The sequence below is a fragment of the Escherichia albertii NBRC 107761 = DSM 17582 genome (assembly GCF_000759775.1).
GTDB lineage: Bacteria > Pseudomonadota > Gammaproteobacteria > Enterobacterales > Enterobacteriaceae > Escherichia > Escherichia albertii.
Window position 1 is genome coordinate 1 of record NZ_BBMY01000111.1, and the last position, 17291, is coordinate 17291.

Below are 17291 nucleotides of genomic sequence, written 5' to 3' on the forward strand. Positions count from 1 at the left end.
TGCCAAAGCGCGTAAGCTGGAACAACAGCAGACAAACGCAGAACCAGAAGAACAGGTTGATCCGCGTAAAGCGGCAGTTGCCGCGGCTATCGCCCGTGTTCAGGCTAAAAAAGCCGCCCAGCAAAAGGTTGTAAACGAGGACTAAATGGTATTCAGAATAGCTAGCTCCCCTTATACCCATAACCAGCGTCAGACCTCCCGCATTATGCTGCTGGTGTTGATTGCAGCTATACCGGGAATCGCTGCGCAACTGTGGTTTTTTGGCTGGGGTACACTCGTTCAGATCTTGTTGGCATCCGTTAGTGCTCTGTTAGCCGAAGCCCTTGTGCTCAAACTACGCAAACAGCCAATAGCCGCAACGTTGAAAGATAACTCAGCATTGTTGACCGGCTTATTACTGGCGGTCAGTATTCCGCCTCTCGCACCATGGTGGATGGTAGTGCTGGGTACGGTGTTTGCGGTGCTCATCGCTAAACAGTTATATGGCGGCCTGGGGCAGAATCCGTTTAACCCGGCAATGATTGGTTATGTGGTATTACTGATCTCCTTCCCGGTGCAGATGACCAGTTGGTTACCGCCGCATGAAATTGCGGTCAACATACCCGGATTTATCGACGCAGTACAAGTGATCTTCAGCGGTCATACCGCCAGCGGTGGCGATATGAACACACTACGCCTGGGCATCGATGGCATCAGCCAGGCAACGCCGCTGGATACGTTCAAAACCTCCATTCGCGCCGGTCATTCGGTTGAACAGATTATGCAGTACCCAATCTACAGAGGTATGCTGGCGGGCGCTGGCTGGCAATGGGTAAACCTCGCCTGGCTGGTTGGCGGCGTCTGGTTGTTATGGCAGAAAACTATTCGTTGGCATATTCCGGTCAGTTTTTTAGTATCGCTGGGGCTATGCGCTACTCTGGGCTGGTTGTTCGCACCGGAAACACTTGCATCGCCGCAAATTCATCTGTTGTCTGGCGCAACCATGCTCGGCGCATTCTTTATTCTGACCGATCCAGTGACTGCGTCCACCACTAATCGTGGCCGTCTGATTTTCGGCGCGCTGGCAGGTTTATTAGTCTGGTTGATCCGTAGTTTTGGCGGCTATCCTGATGGCGTGGCTTTTGCTGTCCTGCTGGCAAACATTACGGTTCCCCTGATCGATTACTACACGCGTCCACGCGTCTACGGCCATCGCAAAGGATAAACCATGCTGAAAACAATCCGAAAACACGGTATCACGCTGGCGCTGTTTGCCGCAGGCTCAACCGGATTAACCGCGGCTATTAACCAGATGACTAAAACCACTATTGCGGAACAAGCCAGCCTGCAACAGAAAGTATTATTTGATCAAGTGCTGCCAGCCGATCGCTATAACAATGCACTGGCGCAGAGTTGTTATCTGGTGACTGCACCTGAGCTCGGTAAAGGTGAACATCGGGTTTATATCGCAAAACAGGATGGCAAACCGGTAGCCGCCGTGCTGGAGGCGACAGCACCCGATGGTTATTCCGGCGCGATTCAGTTGCTGGTCGGGGCCGATTTTAACGGCACGGTACTGGGCACTCGAGTGACGGAACACCACGAAACGCCGGGTCTTGGCGATAAAATTGAACTGCGTCTCTCTGACTGGATAACCCATTTCGCGGATAAAAAAATCAGTGGTGCGAATGACGGTCACTGGGCAGTAAAGAAAGATGGCGGTGATTTCGACCAGTTTACCGGCGCCACCATTACTCCTCGCGCCGTGGTAAATGCGGTTAAACGCGCCGGGTTATACGCCCAGACGTTACCGACACAGATTTCTCAACTTCCGGCCTGTGGAGAATAAACCGTGAGCGAAATTAAAGACGTTATTGTTCAGGGATTATGGAAAAACAACTCCGCGTTGGTCCAGTTGCTTGGCCTCTGCCCGCTACTGGCGGTCACGTCTACCGCCACCAACGCACTGGGCTTAGGACTTGCTACAACGCTGGTGCTGACTCTCACCAACCTGACCATCTCTACGCTGCGTCACTGGACTCCGGCTGAGATTCGTATTCCGATTTACGTCATGATCATCGCTTCTGTGGTTAGCGCCGTACAGATGCTGATCAACGCCTATGCCTTCGGTCTGTATCAATCGTTAGGGATTTTTATTCCATTGATTGTCACTAACTGTATCGTTGTCGGGCGCGCTGAAGCCTTCGCGGCCAAAAAGGGGCCCGCTCTCTCGGCACTGGATGGTTTTTCAATTGGCATGGGGGCAACCTGCGCCATGTTCGTGCTGGGCTCGTTGCGAGAAATCATCGGTAACGGCACGCTGTTTGACGGTGCTGATGCGCTGTTGGGGAGCTGGGCCAAAGTACTGCGGGTAGAAATCTTCCACACCGATTCCCCATTCCTATTGGCAATGTTACCGCCAGGCGCATTTATTGGTCTGGGATTAATGCTGGCAGGAAAATACCTGATTGATGAAAAAATGAAAAAGCGCCGTACTGAAGCAGTCGCTACACGTGAGTTGCCGGACGGCGAAACAGGGAGTGTCTGATGAACAAAGCAAAACGACTGGAAATCCTCACTCGCCTGCGTGAGAACAATCCTCATCCCACAACCGAACTTAATTTCAGTTCACCTTTTGAGCTGTTGATTGCCGTACTGCTTTCTGCACAAGCAACCGACGTGAGTGTCAATAAAGCGACGGCAAAGCTCTATCCGGTGGCGAATACGCCTGCCGCAATGCTCGAACTGGGGGTTGACTGTGTAAAAACGTACATTAAAACCATTGGGTTATATAACAGCAAAGCAGAAAATATCATCAAAACCTGCCGTATTTTGCTGAAACAGCATAACGGTGAAGTCCCGGAAGATCGTGCGGCGCTGGAAGCCCTGCCCGGCGTCGGGCGCAAAACGGCTAATGTCGTGCTGAATACTGCTTTTGGCTGGCCTACTATTGCTGTGGATACGCACATTTTCCGTGTCTGTAATCGCACCCAATTTGCTCCCGGTAAAAATGTCGAACAGGTTGAAGAAAAGCTGCTGAAAGTGGTTCCGGCAGAATTTAAAGTCGATTGCCATCACTGGTTAATCCTTCACGGGCGTTATACCTGCATAGCTCGTAAGCCTCGCTGTGGCTCCTGCATTATTGAAGATCTTTGTGAATACAAAGAAAAGGTTGACATTTAACGCAAATGGGTAATGTCGTTTACCCATTCATAACCTTTCTTCATCCTCTTCAAAAACATCTTTTTAACGTTAATGATGCCGCCTCGTTGCGGCATCATCAGGCAATCCGTTCGTGAATAACCAAAAATGCAGGTTAATTGTTTTTTAATAGCGAAATTTTCTATCCATTTGTGATTAGAATCACATTGATATAAAAATGTAAAAACATTACGTTTTTGAAGTTAAATTAGATACGGTATTGATTCACCCCCATCGGAAACCTACAAAACATTACACTGGCTATTTTTAAGATAATGGGCTATCACACTGCATAAAACACCTTATAGCAGAACATATCGCCAAACAGGAATAATCACCCTATTACAGTAGTGAAAAAATCTGCCGTTACGTTTTTTGAAAAATTTAACGCTGGATAACATTTCCATGAACCGATGAATTCCCTGCATCAGTTATATGTAACAGATTATTACAAAGCTCTTGTCTGAAAGTGCAAGATAGTGAACATTACCTGCCGTTTCCCCTCCCACTATAACAATTGCGCGTATGTTTTTTAGGCATCACGCGAGAAAGCACCCCCGTTAATATGGGATGTAAAAAAAGAGGTAAAAGTGTCCACAGCAAACCAAAAACCAACAGAAAGCGTTAGTTTGAATGCTTTCAAACAACCGAAAGCGTTCTATCTCATCTTCTCGATCGAGTTATGGGAACGTTTTGGTTACTACGGCCTACAAGGAATTATGGCTGTCTACCTGGTTAAACAACTGGGTATGTCTGAAGCGGATTCAATCACTCTTTTCTCTTCCTTTAGCGCGCTGGTTTACGGTCTGGTCGCTATCGGCGGCTGGTTAGGCGATAAGGTACTGGGTACTAAACGCGTCATTATGCTCGGCGCAATTGTACTGGCGATCGGCTATGCACTGGTTGCCTGGTCTGGTCACGATGCCGGTATCGTCTATATGGGTATGGCCGCCATTGCAGTAGGTAACGGCCTGTTTAAAGCCAACCCGTCTTCGCTGCTTTCTACTTGCTATGAGAAAAACGACCCGCGTCTGGACGGTGCATTTACCATGTACTATATGTCCGTCAACATCGGTTCTTTCTTCTCTATGATTGCGACGCCATGGCTGGCGGCAAAATACGGCTGGAGCGTCGCATTCGCTCTTAGCGTCGTCGGCCTGTTGATCACTATCGTTAACTTCGCCTTCTGTCAGCGTTGGGTTAAACAGTACGGTTCGAAACCTGACTTTGAACCGATCAACTACCGTAATCTGCTGCTGACCATTATTGGCGTTGTGGCGCTGATCGCTGTAGCGACCTGGCTGCTGCACAACCAGGAAGTTGCGCGTATGGCGCTGGGCGTTGTTGCCTTCGGTATCGTGGTTATCTTTGGTAAAGAAGCCTTCGCGATGAAAGGTGCCGCGCGTCGTAAAATGATCGTCGCCTTCATCCTGATGCTGGAAGCTATCATCTTCTTCGTGCTGTACAGCCAGATGCCGACATCACTGAACTTCTTCGCCATTCGTAACGTTGAGCACTCTATTCTGGGTCTGGCAGTTGAACCAGAACAGTATCAGGCGCTGAACCCGTTCTGGATCATCATTGGTAGCCCGATTCTGGCAGCTATCTACAACAAGATGGGTGATACCCTGCCAATGCCGACCAAGTTTGCAATCGGCATGGTGATGTGTTCTGGCGCATTCCTGATTCTGCCGCTGGGTGCGAAATTTGCTTCTGACGCTGGTATCGTTTCTGTAAGCTGGCTGGTTGCAAGCTATGGTTTGCAGAGTATCGGTGAGCTGATGATCTCTGGCCTGGGCCTGGCAATGGTTGCACAGCTCGTTCCGCAACGCCTGATGGGCTTCATTATGGGTAGCTGGTTCCTGACCACTGCGGGTGCAAACCTGATTGGCGGTTATGTTGCAGGGATGATGGCTGTACCAGATAACGTTACTGATCCGCTGATGTCGCTGGAAGTTTATGGTCGCGTGTTCTTACAGATTGGTGTTGCCACTGCCGTTATCGCAGTGCTGATGCTGCTGACCGCGCCGAAACTGCATCGCATGACGCAGGATGACGCTGCAGACAAAGCCGCGAAAGCTGCCGTAGCGTAAATATCAGGGAAACTCTTTTACAAGCCGCTAACTTTTCGTTAGCGGCTTTTTTTTTGTTCAGCAACGCACTACCATACTTTAAATCACAGCCAAAAGGAGTTACCGATGAAACTGTTCTACAAACCGGGCGCCTGCTCTCTTGCCTCCCATATCACCCTGCGTGAGAGCGGAAAGGACTTTACGCTCGTCAGCGTGGATTTAATGAAAAAACGTCTCGAAAATGGTGATGATTACTTTGCCGTTAACCCGAAGGGACAGGTTCCTGCGTTGCTGCTGGATGACGGTACTCTGTTGACAGAAGGTGTAGCCATTATGCAATACCTTGCCGACAGCGTCCCCGATCGCCATTTGCTGGCGTCAGTGAACAGTATTTCTCGCTACAAAACCATCGAATGGCTGAACTATATCGCCACCGAACTGCATAAGGGATTTACTCCGCTGTTTCGACCGGATACGCCGGAAGAATACAAACCGACGGTGCGCGCGCAACTGGAGAAGAAACTGCAATATGTTAACGATACACTCAAAGATGGGCACTGGATCTGCGGGCAACGTTTCACCATTGCCGACGCCTATCTGTTTACTGTGTTGCGCTGGGCATACGGAGTGAAACTGAATCTGGAAGGTCTGGAGCATATCGCCGCATATATGCAGCGAATGGCTGAACGTCCGGCGGTCAAAGCCGCACTGACGGCGGAAGGATTGCAGTAACAAACATTGGCCCACAGGAATCTGTGGGCCAAATATTTATATTTTTACCAGCAATCTAATTTCAGAGCCTAGTCGCACTGAAATAGTGTTCTGGTTTGGCAATGCGATCCTGCGCTGCAACCACCTGCAATTCATATTCCTGCATTGCTTTGGTGGTCACCATGATTTCGTATACCGCTGCGGTTACATGTTCCAGCGCCTGTTGAAGTGTCACACCCTGTAACAGTTTCACCAGCAGTAAACCACTCGTCACATCACCAACCCCCACTGGCTGGCGCGCACCAAAATCTACCAGTGGGCGGCTTATATGCCAGGCTTCATCCGCGGTGACCAGCAACATCTCAAAACGATCGTGGCTGTAGCCAGCACGGGCCAGATGTTTCACCAGGACAATTTGCGGCCCTTGCGCAATGAGTTCGCGAGCGGCCATAACGGCTTCTTCGACGTTATGTACCGGATGCCCGCAGAGTATTTCCAGCTCAACCAGATTCGGGGCGATGATGTCGCTTGCGGGTAGACCATAACGTACGTGGAACTCCGCTACGCCCGGCGCAACAATGCAGCCTTTTTCAGGATGCCCCATTACCGGATCACAAAAATATTTCGCCTGTGGGTTAGCCGCTTTCACCTGACGCACAATACCAAGAATATGTTCGCCCTGCTCAGCCGATCCCAGATAACCACTCAATACGGCATCACAGGTGTGTAATTTATCGATGGCGGCAATGCCCTGCACAATCTCGGTTAAATGACTGGGCGGCATCACGCAACCTGTCCATTTACCGTATTGGGTGTGATTGGAAAATTGAACGGTATTCAGCGGCCAGACATTTGCGCCGAGGCGACGCATCGGAAACTCTGCCGCGCTGTTACCCGCATGACCATAGACAACGTGAGACTGGATAGCGAGAATATTTTTCATCATGTTCCCTGTATAAAAATCAGGGGAGTGATTTCTCACTCCCCCTTTCAACCTAATGCATTATTTCCAGCAAATCAGACAATAATTCTTTTTACCGCGACGCAGCAGAGTATAACGACCAAACAGGCGATCTTCTTCTTTAAAGAAGTATTCAGGATCGGTCTGTTTTTCACCGTTAATGGTGATGGCATTCGACGCGATAGTTTTACGCGCCTGACCACGCGATGGTTGTAATTCAGAATCGACCAGCGCCTGCATCAGGTCAGCGCCTTTTTCCATTTCAACCATCGGTACGCCATCCTGCGCCAGTTGTTCGAAGTCTGCTTCGCTAAGCGCACTCAAAGAACCACTGAACAGACATTCAGTAATACGTTTCGCCGCCTGTAAACCTTCTTCGCCGTGAACCAGACGAGTCACCTGCTCCGCCAGCACATACTGGGCGCGCGGCGCTTTACCGCTGTTTTTATCTTCTTCTTCGAGGGCATTGATCTCTTCAATGCTCATGAAAGTGAAGAACTTCAGGAAACGGTAGACATCAGCGTCCGCAGTATTGATCCAGAACTGATAGAATTTGTACGGACTGGTTTTCTTCGGATCCAGCCATACTGCGCCGCCTTCGGTTTTACCAAACTTGGTGCCATCAGCTTTGGTAATCAGCGGAACTGTCAGACCAAACACCTGATTTTGATGCAGACGACGGGTCAGATCGATACCAGAAGTAATGTTACCCCACTGGTCAGAACCGCCAATTTGCAGCGTAACCCCGTACTGTTTGTTCAGACAGGCAAAGTCATAGCCCTGCAACAGGTTGTAAGAAAACTCGGTGAACGAAATACCCTGATCTTCACGGTTGAGACGCTGTTTGACTGCTTCTTTGTTGATCATCTGGTTAACGGAGAAGTGTTTACCGATATCGCGCAAGAAGGTCAGCACGTTCATATTGCCGAACCAGTCATAGTTGTTCGCAGCGATAGCAGAGTTTTCTCCACAGTCGAAATCGAGGAACGGGGCAACTTGCTTACGAATTTTGTCCACCCATTCCTGAACAGTTTCTTCGGTGTTCAGCTTACGCTCGGCAGCTTTGAAGCTCGGGTCGCCAATCAGCCCCGTCGCGCCGCCGACCAGCGCAACCGGCTTGTGGCCCGCCTGCTGGAAGCGTTTCAGGCATAACAATGGAACAAGATGCCCCAAATGCAAGCTGTCAGCGGTAGGATCGAAGCCGCAATAGAGCGCGATCGGGCCTTGCGCCAGTCGCTCTGCTAACGCTTCCTCGTCCGTCACCTGGGCCACCAGCCCCCGCTCTTGCAATTGTTTAATCAAGTTACTGCTTGCCATCAAAATCTCCATGTTTATAACGACTGCACCTTTGCCGGTACACGACTTTTCGCCAGATGCGAAAGAGACATAGAATAAAGTGCCGGAATCAGGAGTACCAGCGATTAACGCAAGATTTTTGCATCTTTTCAGGGAGCGAGACGATCGATTTTCCACGCCTCGTTTTCACGCTGGTACAAAAAGCGGTCATGCAGTCGATGTTCGCCGCCCTGCCAGAACTCAATCTGTTCAAGGCTAACGCGAAAACCGCCCCAGAAACTCGGCAGCGGAACTTCCCCCTGTTGAAACTTTTGCTTCAGTTCAAGGAATTTACTTTCAAGGATCCCACGCGCAGAAATACGGCTGGACTGCTTCGATACCCACGCACCAATCTGGCTATCACGCGGGCGGCTATGAAAATATTTCATCACTTCGAGAGTCGAAAGACGTTCCGCTTTACCTGTCACCATCACCTGACGTTCAAGGGTATGCCACGGGAACAGTAGGCTAACACGCGGGTTATTTTCGATTTGGTGTGCTTTACGGCTGCCAAGATTGGTGTAAAACACCATGCCTTTTTCATCGTAATGTTTTAGTAAAACAATGCGCTGATACGGTTGGCCATGTTCATCAACGGTAGCGACGACCATCGCAGTAGGATCGGCCAGTTTGGCTTCACAAGCCTGAGAAAGCCAGCGTTCAAAAAGGGTTAAAGGATCGGCGGGAAGATCGCGGCGGCGTAAACCACCTTTGGTATATTCACGGCGCAGATGCGCGATTTGCTGCAATTCGTCGTTATCAGACATAGTTTTCTTTACGGATTGTCAGTGGGTGACGCTATTGTGCGCCGCCCCTGGAAAAATCTCAACGCTGTGGATTTTGTAACTGACAGTTATTCAGGACGATGCGATCGCGTTTATAAACTGTCGCTTCATCGCCTTTCGACCAGAAAACATAAATACCATCGGTATAACGCGCGCCAGAAGCGGAGATGCCCTGCTTGAGATGCAGCAATTGATTATCGTAAACAAAACTGACTTCCTGACGTGGATTATTCAGTTTTACCGTCAGCGGCTTTTCATCACACTGGTATTCCAGTGTGTCAGTTTGCAGGCGTTCAGCCAGTTGATTAAACGCACTACAGCCAGTGAGAAGTACCGGCAGGCAGATAAGTAACAGTTTTTTCATAAACATATCCCGAAGACTTTCCTGGTCCAGAGGGCAAAAAGCCCTCCCTAACTTTCCAAGTGTAACGGCAGACGCAGTAAGAAAAATTCAGTTAACTCTGATATCGCGGGTTTGCAGGAAAAATCGCGCCCAGAACGCTCTCCTCGCTTGCGCCGGTGACCGAAGGCAAATTACCAGGAAGGCCAGCCAGCGTCCGCCAGGCAAGCCAGGCAAAGGCCAGCGCTTCCATGTCATCACCGCTAATACCGACAGCATCAGTCGTAGTCACTTCAGTTCCTGGCAACAATGCAGCAAGTCGCGCCATCACCAGTGGATTACGGCTTCCGCCGCCGCATACCATCAATCGCTCACAGCCGCCGCTCAATAATACTTGTTCAGAAATAGTCACCGCCGTCAGCTCTGCCAATGTCGCCTGGACATCGCGCGCATCAACCCCCGGGAAATGCCGCAGATGGCGCTCCAGCCAGCCATAGTTAAAGTATTCGCGTCCGGTGCTTTTCGGCGCAGGCTGGGAAAAATACGAATCGCTAAGCATATTTTGCAACAATGGAAGAATAACTTTACCCGCCCGCGCCCACTCGGCGTCTTTATCGTAAGATTTGCCAGTCTGACGCCAGATCCACGCATCCATCAGCATATTGCCCGGTCCGGTATCGTAACCGCCTACAGGTTGCCCCGGAATGAGCAGCGACAAATTAGCAATTCCGCCAATGTTGAGCACCATTCGTCGCTCCGTGGGGTGCGCCAGCAATGCATGATGAAAAGCTGGCACCAGCGGCGCCCCCTGCCCGCCTAGCGCAATATCGCGACGGCGAAAATCACCGACAACGGTAATTCCTGTTCGCGCGACAATCTGATTGTTATCGCCAATCTGTATAGTGTGTGGCGCCGGCCCAGTCGGTTCGTGCCAGACAGTCTGCCCGTGGCAACCAATCGCAACGATGTCTTTTGGCTGCAAACCTTGCTCTTTTAGTAACGCATTGACCGCATCAGCAAACAGTCGCCCAAGTTGGTTATCCAGTTGACCAAACCGGGAGAGCGTAAGCTGTTGTCCCTGACAAATATCCAGTACAGCCTGTTTTAGCGAGACGGGGATCGGCCAGCTCAAACTAGCCTGCTGTGCTACCCGGTGCTCATCGATCGTCGCCAACACAACATCAACACCATCAAGACTGGTGCCTGACATAACGCCAATAAAGCGGCCTGATTTCATAGTTCATCCTTTTTCAATCTGACGTTTGCGCACCACTCAAGCATAAACTTTTCGTGAATACCATGTGTGGTGACCGATTTTTACGGCTGGTAGTAAAACATTATCTTCAAATCAATAATAATCATGAATGTTTTGTTTATAATTGGTTCATCCTACTTTCATTATGATTCGCTCATATTTGGTAGTGTATGTAACCATGGATTCACATATGCCATATACTTTGACCATGAGGGATACTTGCGTGGTACTTCATGGTGAACAGGAGATTTTTCAATGATTAAACGCGTGTTGGTTGTTTCAATGGTAGGTCTGTCTCTTGCCGGTTGTGTTAACAACGATACCCTTTCAGGAGATGTTTATACCGCGTCTGAAGCGAAACAAGTACAGAATGTCAGCTATGGCACAATCGTTAATGTACGCCCGGTACAAATTCAAGGCGGTGATGATTCCAACGTTATCGGCGCGATTGGCGGCGCGGTGCTTGGCGGTTTCCTTGGGAACACGGTTGGCGGCGGCACTGGGCGTTCTCTGGCTACTGCAGCAGGTGCGATTGCAGGCGGCGTAGCCGGTCAGGGTGTGCAGAGCGCCATGAATAAAACGCAGGGCGTCGAGCTGGAAATTCGTAAGGATGATGGCAACACCATAATGGTGGTACAAAAACAAGGGAGTACCCACTTCTCCCCAGGACAACGCGTAGTACTGGCAAGCAATGGCAGCCAGGTGACCGTTTCTCCACGCTAATTAAGTTGGCATGTGGCCAGTAGCCTGACCACATGCCCCTTTCATTTCATCCTTTAGCCTGTAGCTCAATAATATTATGCTCAAGTTTTGCGATGAGCTTAATTAACTGCTCCAGTTCTTCAGGTGAGATCCCTTGTAAAATTTCTGCCCGCGTTTTGTTGATAACGGCTTCCATTTCGCAAATCAGCGGTTCCGCCTTCTCCGTCAGTTTAATACGTTTAGCCCGACGATCGCTGGCGCAAGTTTGACGCGAAATTAACCCTTTCTCTTCCAGTTGGTCCAGAGTACGAACCAGTGAAGGTTGCTCGATGCCAATCGCTTTAGCCAGTTGAATTTGCGACTGGTCTGGAGGTAACTGATGAATGTTATGCAACGTCACCCAGTGAGTTTGCGTTAACTCCAGAGGTTTCAGGCGATGGTCTATCAGAGCACGCCATATGCGCACCAACCGTGCCAGATCAGAACCTAGTGGCGATTCCAATTTCATCTCCTTATAATTAGCTTGCTAAGATATTATACAGCTTTTAGAATAGTGTGCAGCAATTGTATTGCTAAAACAAATGTATTGCTGCATTTGCTTACCGTCAGACATATTTTTCAGAAATTGCGCGCAAACTTTTCGCATTTAACGAACATTTATTAATCTAAAGCAATACATTCGCCCGTAAAGGAATCTATTTTGTGAAGTTTATGCCTAATACAGCAGGATTACCCTTACAAGATCTGGTGCTTGGCGCATCCATCTACTTTCCCCCGTTCTTCAAAGCCTTCGCGCTTGGATTTGTCATCTGGCTGGTCGTACACCGCCTGCTGCGCGACTGGATCTACGCTGGCGATATCTGGCATCCATTGTTAATGGATTTATCACTGTTTGCTATTTGTGTTTGTCTCGCCCTGGCAATACTGATTGCGTGGTAATTATGTCAATTAAAACAATTAAGTATTTTTCAACAATTCTTGTCGCGGCGGTTGCAATACTCGCCGGATGGTGGCTGTGGAACTATTACATGCAGTCACCGTGGACACGTGATGGTAAAGTGCGCGCGGAACAGGTCACTATTACACCTCAGGTCTCAGGACGTATTGTTGAGCTGAATATAAAAGACAACCAACTGGTCAAAGCGGGCGATATTCTGTTTACCATCGATAAAACCCCCTTCCAGATCGCCGAGCTGAATGCCCGGGCACAACTGGCAAAAGCGCAATCTGATCTCGCCAAAGCCAATAACGAAGCCAACCGCCGCCGCCATCTCTCGCAAAATTTTATTTCTGCCGAAGAACTGGATACCGCCAACCTCAATGTCAAAGCGATGCAGGCCAGTGTCGATGCCGCGCAAGCAATGCTGAAACAAGCGCAGTGGCAACTGTCGCAAACGGATGTTCGCGCTCCAGTTAGCGGATGGGTCACTAACCTCACGACCCGCGCAGGTGACTATGCCGATACTGGTAAACCGCAGTTTGCCCTTGTCGATAGCCGTTCTTTTTATGTAGTTGGTTACTTTGAAGAGACCAAATTGCGTCATATTAAAGAAGGTGCGCCAGCACAAATTACGCTGTATAGCGACAACAGAAAGTTACAGGGTCACGTTTCCAGTATTGGGCGGGCCATTTATGATCAAAGCGTAGAAAACGATTCCAGCCTGATCCCAGACGTGAAACCTAACGTGCCCTGGGTTCGTCTTGCCCAGCGAGTACCAGTACGCTTTCGTTTAGATAGCGTTCCCAACAATTTAACCCTGGTCTCTGGTACTACCTGCAGCATAGCCGTAGGTCAATAATGAAGGCATCGTTAACGTCTTTGCGCAATTTGCCATGGTTTAAAGCCACGCTGGCACAATGGCGATATGCATTACGTAACACCATTGCCATGTGCCTGGCCCTTTCCGTTGCCTATTATTTGAATCTGGATGAGCCCTACTGGGCGATGACCTCAGCAGCGGTAGTAAGCTTTCCCACCGTAGGCGGCGTCATCAGCAAAAGCCTGGGACGTATCGCCGGCAGTTTATTGGGAGCGACGGCGGCACTGATCCTTGCCGGGCATACTCTCAATGAACCCTGGTTATTTCTGTTAAGTATGGCGACATGGCTTGGCTTTTGTACCTGGGCTTGTGCGCACTTCACCAATAATGTGGCGTATGCGTTTCAACTGGCGGGTTACACTGCAGCAATTATCGCCTTTCCGATGGTCAATATCACCGAAGTGACCCAACTGTGGGACATTGCCCAGGCACGCGTGTGTGAAGTGATTGTCGGTATTCTTTGCGGCGGGATGATGATGATGATCCTGCCCAGCAGCTCCGATGCTACCGCTCTTTTAACTGCGTTAAAAAATATGCACGCCCGCTTACTGGAGCATGCCAGTTTGCTCTGGCAGCCTGAAACAAACGATGCCATTCGTACAGCGCATGAAGGCGTGATTGGGCAAATATTAACAATGAATTTGTTACGTATTCAGGCGTTCTGGAGCCACTATCGCTTTCGCCAGCAGAACGCACGCCTTAATGCGCTTTTGCACCAACAGTTGCGTCTGACCAGCGTCATCTCCAGTCTGCGACGAATGTTACTGAACTGGCCCTCATCGCCAGCCGCAACGCGGGAAATCCTCGAACAGTTATTAAAGGCGCTTGCCAGTACGCAAACGGATTTTTACACCGTCGCACGCATTATTGCCCCGTTACGCCCAACAAACTCTGCCGATTATCGACACGTCGCTTTTTGGCTGCGTTTACGCTATTTCTGCCAACTGTATTTACAAAGCAGCCAGGACTTGCGTCATCTGCAAAGCGGGGCAAATGATCATGTCAGACTCCCCCGTACCTCGGGACTGGCGCGTCATACCGATAACATCGAAGCCATGTGGAGTGGGCTACGCACATTTTGTACATTAATGATGATTGGCGCGTGGAGTATCACTTCACAATGGGATGCGGGCGCTAATGCGCTAACACTGGCGGCAATCAGTTGCGTACTTTATTCCGCCGTCCCGGCGCCATTTAAATCGCTATCGCTGTTGATGCGCACGCTGGTGTTGCTTTCTCTGTTTAGCTTTGTCGTTAAATTCGGTCTGATGGTGCAGATTAGCGATCTGTGGCAATTTTTATTGTTTCTCTTTCCGCTGCTGGCAACGATGCAACTTCTTAAATTGCAGATGCCGAAACTTGCCGCAACGTGGGGGCAACTGATTGTTTTTATGGGATCGTTTATCGCTGTCACTAACCCGCCAGTATATAACTTCGCAGATTTTCTTAATGATAATCTGGCAAAAATCGTCGGCGTTGCGCTTGCGTGGCTGGCGTTCGCCATTCTCCGTCCTGGTTCTGATGCGCGCAAAAGCCGCCGCCATATTCGCTCGCTGCGTCGGGATTTTGTCGATCAACTTAGTCGACGCCCAATCCTGAGTGAAAGTGAATTTGAATCGCTCACCTATCATCACGTCAGTCAGTTAAGTAACAGCCAGGATGCGCTGGCCCGCCGTTGGTTATTGCGCTGGGGGGTTGTACTACTGAACTGTTCGCATGTTGTCTGGCAGTTGCGCGATTGGGAATCGCGCTCCGATCCGTTATCGCGAGTGCATGATAACTGTATTGCACTGTTGCGGGGAGTCATGAGTGAGCGTGGCGTCCAACAAAAATCACTGGCGGCTATACTTCATGAACTACAGCGAATTTGCGACAGCCTTGCCCACCATCATCAGCCTGCCGCCCGGGAACTGGCGGCGATTATCTGGCGATTACACTGCTCACTTTCCCAGCTTGAACAAGCACCGCCGCAAGGTACGCTGGTCTCTTAATTACTTAATAGTCCCCTCACCGCCGTCCAATGATTTTGGCTGACAGGACATATTATCGCCACCGGAATAGCAAGGCTAAATCGTTTCCAGGGGCTTTCGTTCAACGTGAACCCGTGGCGCATATCTGAACGGAAAATCCCCAAAAAACGCTTATGGCACGTCATAACCGATTGCCGCTTTACGAATACGGAACCACTGTTGACGAGTCATTTTCAGCGCTTCAGCTTCGACCGCAGAACGTATCCGCTCAATTTTACCGGAACCAATAATCGGCAATGGCTGCGACGGCAGACGTAATATCCACGCATAAACAACTTGTTCGATAGAAGCAGCATTTAATTCTTCCGCCACCACAGCAAGCTCATCACGCAGCGGCTGGAAATAATCATCATTAAACAGGCGACCACCACCAAGGCAGGACCACGCCATCGGACGAATACGCAGTTGTTGCAGTTGGTCGAGCGTACCATCCAGCAGTAATGGCTGGTGTACAGGTGATATTTCCACTTGATTGGTGGCAAGGGTAAATGGCAAACGCGATTGCAATAGCGCAAATTGCGCAGGTGTGAAATTGGATACCCCAAAGTGACGTACTTTACCGCTCTGGTGTAGATGTTTAAACGCCTCCGCCACTTCATCGGCATCCATCAGCGGGTCGGGACGGTGGATCAACAACAGATCCAGGCGATCGGTTGCGAGGTTAACCAGCGACTGTTCGGCACTTTTGATAATGTGGTCGCGGTCAGTAATATAATGCCCAATGACGTTTTCTTCACGCGCAGTCGTCGCGATGCCACATTTAGTGACGATTTCCATCCGTTCACGCAGATGAGGCGCCAGTTTCAGCGCCTCGCCAAACGCCGCTTCACACTGATATCCACCATAAATATCAGCGTGGTCCACGGTAGTCACGCCGAGATCCAGATGCTCTTCAATAAAACTGACCAACTGGCGGGAGGACATATTCCAGTCCATTAGTCGCCAGTAGCCCATCACAAAACGGGAAAACTCCGGGCCTTGCGGTGCAATAGTAATACGCTGAACCATAATCGCTTCCTCTTATCAGATATGAGAGGAGTATACGCAAGATTATGCTTAAAAGAGTGATGGTTGCTCCGGTTCATCTGATGATGCTGGCTTATTCGCGCGTAATTTACGCATCAATCGCTGACGACACAGGCGTAACACCTCTTGTTTTTCGCCATCGCTCATTTTATTCCAGTTAAAACGCTCATCCCGGCTACGAAAACAGCCGCGACAAAATCCGCGCTCATCAGACTGGCAAATTCCCCGGCACGGGCTCTGGACGGGAAAGAACTCTAATTGCTCCGCCATTTCGCCCTCCTGAGATGAGTTTTACTCTAAATAGTTCGGGTTGCGGGAAGGCGACGAATGAATCCCCAGGAGCTTACTAAAGTAAGTGGCTGAGGTGAGCGAACACGGTCGCAGCACATGCAACTTGAAGTATGACGAGTATATTGTATCTATTGAAGCCCTTAATACCCAAAGTAGCAACTTTGCTTGCACTAGACCGACTGGTCTACTACACTCCAACGCATGAACAAACATACCGAACATGATACTCGCGAACATCTCCTGACTACGGGTGAGCAACTTTGCCTGCAACGTGGGTTCACCGGGATGGGGCTAAGCGAATTACTGAAGACCGCTGAAGTGCCGAAGGGGTCCTTCTATCACTACTTTCGCTCTAAAGAAGCATTTGGCGTTGCCATGCTTGAGCGCCATTACGCGGCATATCACCAGCGACTGACGGAATTGCTGCAATCCGGCGAAGGTAATTACCGCGACCGCATTCTGGCTTATTACCAGCAGACGCTGAACCAGTTTTGCCAACATGGAACCATCAGTGATTGCCTGACAGTAAAACTCTCTGCCGAAGTGTGCGACCTGTCAGAAGATATGCGCAGTGCGATGGATAAAGGCGCTCGCGGCGTGATCGTTCTGCTCTCTCAGGCGCTGGAAAATGGCCGTGATAGCCATTGTTTAACCTTTTATGGCGAACCGCTGCAACAGGCACAAGTACTTTACGCACTGTGGCTGGGCGCGAATCTACAGGCCAAGATTTCGCGCAGTTTCGAGCCTCTGGAAAACGCGCTGGCACATGTAAAAACCATTCGG

Annotated in this window: 19 protein-coding genes and 1 pseudogene; 12 read left to right on the plus strand and 8 right to left on the minus strand. The window is 49.8% G+C overall.

Going from position 1 to position 17291, the window contains the following annotated elements:
• The 7 genes and pseudogenes from EA14781_RS24400 to gstA form a co-directional block, all read left to right on the plus strand.
• Positions 1-145, plus strand: a pseudogene (locus tag EA14781_RS24400) (electron transporter RnfC); the annotation flags it as partial.
• Positions 146-1204 (plus strand): electron transport complex subunit RsxD, encoded by a 1059-nt coding sequence (rsxD, locus tag EA14781_RS17230; protein ID WP_000231881.1) that lies wholly within the window; start codon positions 146-148, stop codon positions 1202-1204.
• A gap of 3 nt (positions 1205-1207) precedes the next feature.
• The gene (gene rsxG / locus EA14781_RS17235; protein ID WP_000920815.1) at positions 1208-1828 is read left to right on the plus strand and encodes an electron transport complex subunit RsxG; all 621 of its coding nucleotides are present in this window, start codon (positions 1208-1210) and stop codon (positions 1826-1828) included.
• Between the two features lie 3 nt (positions 1829-1831).
• Entirely contained in the window at positions 1832-2527 is a 696-nt protein-coding gene (rsxE, locus tag EA14781_RS17240) for an electron transport complex subunit RsxE (protein WP_001289648.1), read from the plus strand.
• A complete protein-coding gene (gene nth / locus EA14781_RS17245) occupies positions 2527-3162 on the plus strand; it encodes an endonuclease III (RefSeq protein ID WP_001030331.1) in 636 nt (211 codons plus the stop codon). Before rsxE ends, nth begins: the two co-directional genes overlap by 1 nt.
• 608 nt (positions 3163-3770) lie before the next feature.
• Positions 3771-5273 (plus strand): dipeptide/tripeptide permease DtpA, encoded by a 1503-nt coding sequence (dtpA, locus tag EA14781_RS17250; protein WP_000100944.1) that lies wholly within the window; start codon positions 3771-3773, stop codon positions 5271-5273.
• 105 nt (positions 5274-5378) lie between these two features.
• Complete coding sequence (gene gstA, locus EA14781_RS17255) at positions 5379-5984, plus strand: glutathione transferase GstA (RefSeq protein ID WP_000765741.1); 606 nt, start codon at positions 5379-5381, stop codon at positions 5982-5984.
• Positions 5985-6045: 61 nt separating this feature from the next.
• Here the strand turns inward: gstA and pdxY are convergent, their stop codons facing one another.
• The 5 genes from pdxY to anmK form a co-directional block, all read right to left on the minus strand.
• Positions 6046-6906, minus strand: coding sequence for a pyridoxal kinase PdxY (gene pdxY, locus EA14781_RS17260; RefSeq protein WP_002462225.1), 861 nt, complete (start codon positions 6904-6906; stop codon positions 6046-6048).
• A gap of 60 nt (positions 6907-6966) precedes the next feature.
• Positions 6967-8241 (minus strand): tyrosine--tRNA ligase, encoded by a 1275-nt coding sequence (gene tyrS / locus EA14781_RS17265; RefSeq protein WP_002462226.1) that lies wholly within the window; start codon positions 8239-8241, stop codon positions 6967-6969.
• Between the two features lie 128 nt (positions 8242-8369).
• Complete coding sequence (gene pdxH / locus EA14781_RS17270; protein WP_001282322.1) at positions 8370-9026, minus strand: pyridoxamine 5'-phosphate oxidase; 657 nt, start codon at positions 9024-9026, stop codon at positions 8370-8372.
• A gap of 58 nt (positions 9027-9084) precedes the next feature.
• Positions 9085-9414: a C-type lysozyme inhibitor gene (mliC, locus tag EA14781_RS17275; protein ID WP_000480881.1), complete on the minus strand. Its 330-nt coding sequence runs from the start codon at positions 9412-9414 to the stop codon at positions 9085-9087.
• Between the two features lie 85 nt (positions 9415-9499).
• Positions 9500-10621: an anhydro-N-acetylmuramic acid kinase gene (gene anmK / locus EA14781_RS17280; protein WP_000835105.1), complete on the minus strand. Its 1122-nt coding sequence runs from the start codon at positions 10619-10621 to the stop codon at positions 9500-9502.
• Positions 10622-10894: 273 nt separating this feature from the next.
• Here anmK and slyB point away from each other — a divergent pair, with 273 nt between their 5' ends.
• Positions 10895-11362 carry an outer membrane lipoprotein SlyB gene (gene slyB / locus EA14781_RS17285; RefSeq protein WP_000597186.1) on the plus strand — a complete coding sequence of 156 codons (468 nt, stop codon included), beginning with the start codon at positions 10895-10897 and terminating at the stop codon, positions 11360-11362.
• Between the two features lie 46 nt (positions 11363-11408).
• On the opposite strand, the gene slyA is transcribed toward slyB, so the two are convergent.
• Complete coding sequence (gene slyA / locus EA14781_RS17290; protein ID WP_002462228.1) at positions 11409-11843, minus strand: transcriptional regulator SlyA; 435 nt, start codon at positions 11841-11843, stop codon at positions 11409-11411.
• 200 nt (positions 11844-12043) lie between these two features.
• On the opposite strand from slyA, the gene EA14781_RS17295 reads away from it, so the two are divergent.
• Genes EA14781_RS17295 through EA14781_RS17305 form a run of 3 tightly spaced genes read left to right on the plus strand, consistent with a single transcriptional unit; the run spans position 12044 to position 15152 of the window.
• Complete coding sequence (locus EA14781_RS17295) at positions 12044-12280, plus strand: DUF1656 domain-containing protein (protein WP_000671029.1); 237 nt, start codon at positions 12044-12046, stop codon at positions 12278-12280.
• 2 nt (positions 12281-12282) lie between these two features.
• Positions 12283-13140 carry an efflux RND transporter periplasmic adaptor subunit gene (locus EA14781_RS17300; protein WP_000023828.1) on the plus strand — a complete coding sequence of 286 codons (858 nt, stop codon included), beginning with the start codon at positions 12283-12285 and terminating at the stop codon, positions 13138-13140.
• Complete coding sequence (locus EA14781_RS17305) at positions 13140-15152, plus strand: FUSC family protein (RefSeq protein WP_000648009.1); 2013 nt, start codon at positions 13140-13142, stop codon at positions 15150-15152. Before EA14781_RS17300 ends, EA14781_RS17305 begins: the two co-directional genes overlap by 1 nt.
• Before the next feature lie 150 nt (positions 15153-15302).
• Here EA14781_RS17305 and EA14781_RS17310 read toward each other — a convergent pair whose 3' ends face one another.
• Both EA14781_RS17310 and EA14781_RS17315 read right to left on the minus strand, forming a co-directional pair.
• Positions 15303-16199, minus strand: a complete 897-nt coding sequence (locus EA14781_RS17310; RefSeq protein ID WP_000250676.1) for an aldo/keto reductase — start codon at positions 16197-16199, stop codon at positions 15303-15305.
• A 48-nt stretch (positions 16200-16247) separates the two neighbouring features.
• Entirely contained in the window at positions 16248-16487 is a 240-nt protein-coding gene (locus EA14781_RS17315) for a DUF1289 domain-containing protein (RefSeq protein ID WP_000840481.1), read from the minus strand.
• Positions 16488-16709: 222 nt separating this feature from the next.
• On the opposite strand from EA14781_RS17315, the gene nemR reads away from it, so the two are divergent.
• Positions 16710-17291: DNA-binding transcriptional regulator NemR (gene nemR / locus EA14781_RS17320; RefSeq protein WP_001032956.1), on the plus strand; the 582-nt coding region annotated here is incomplete at its 3' end.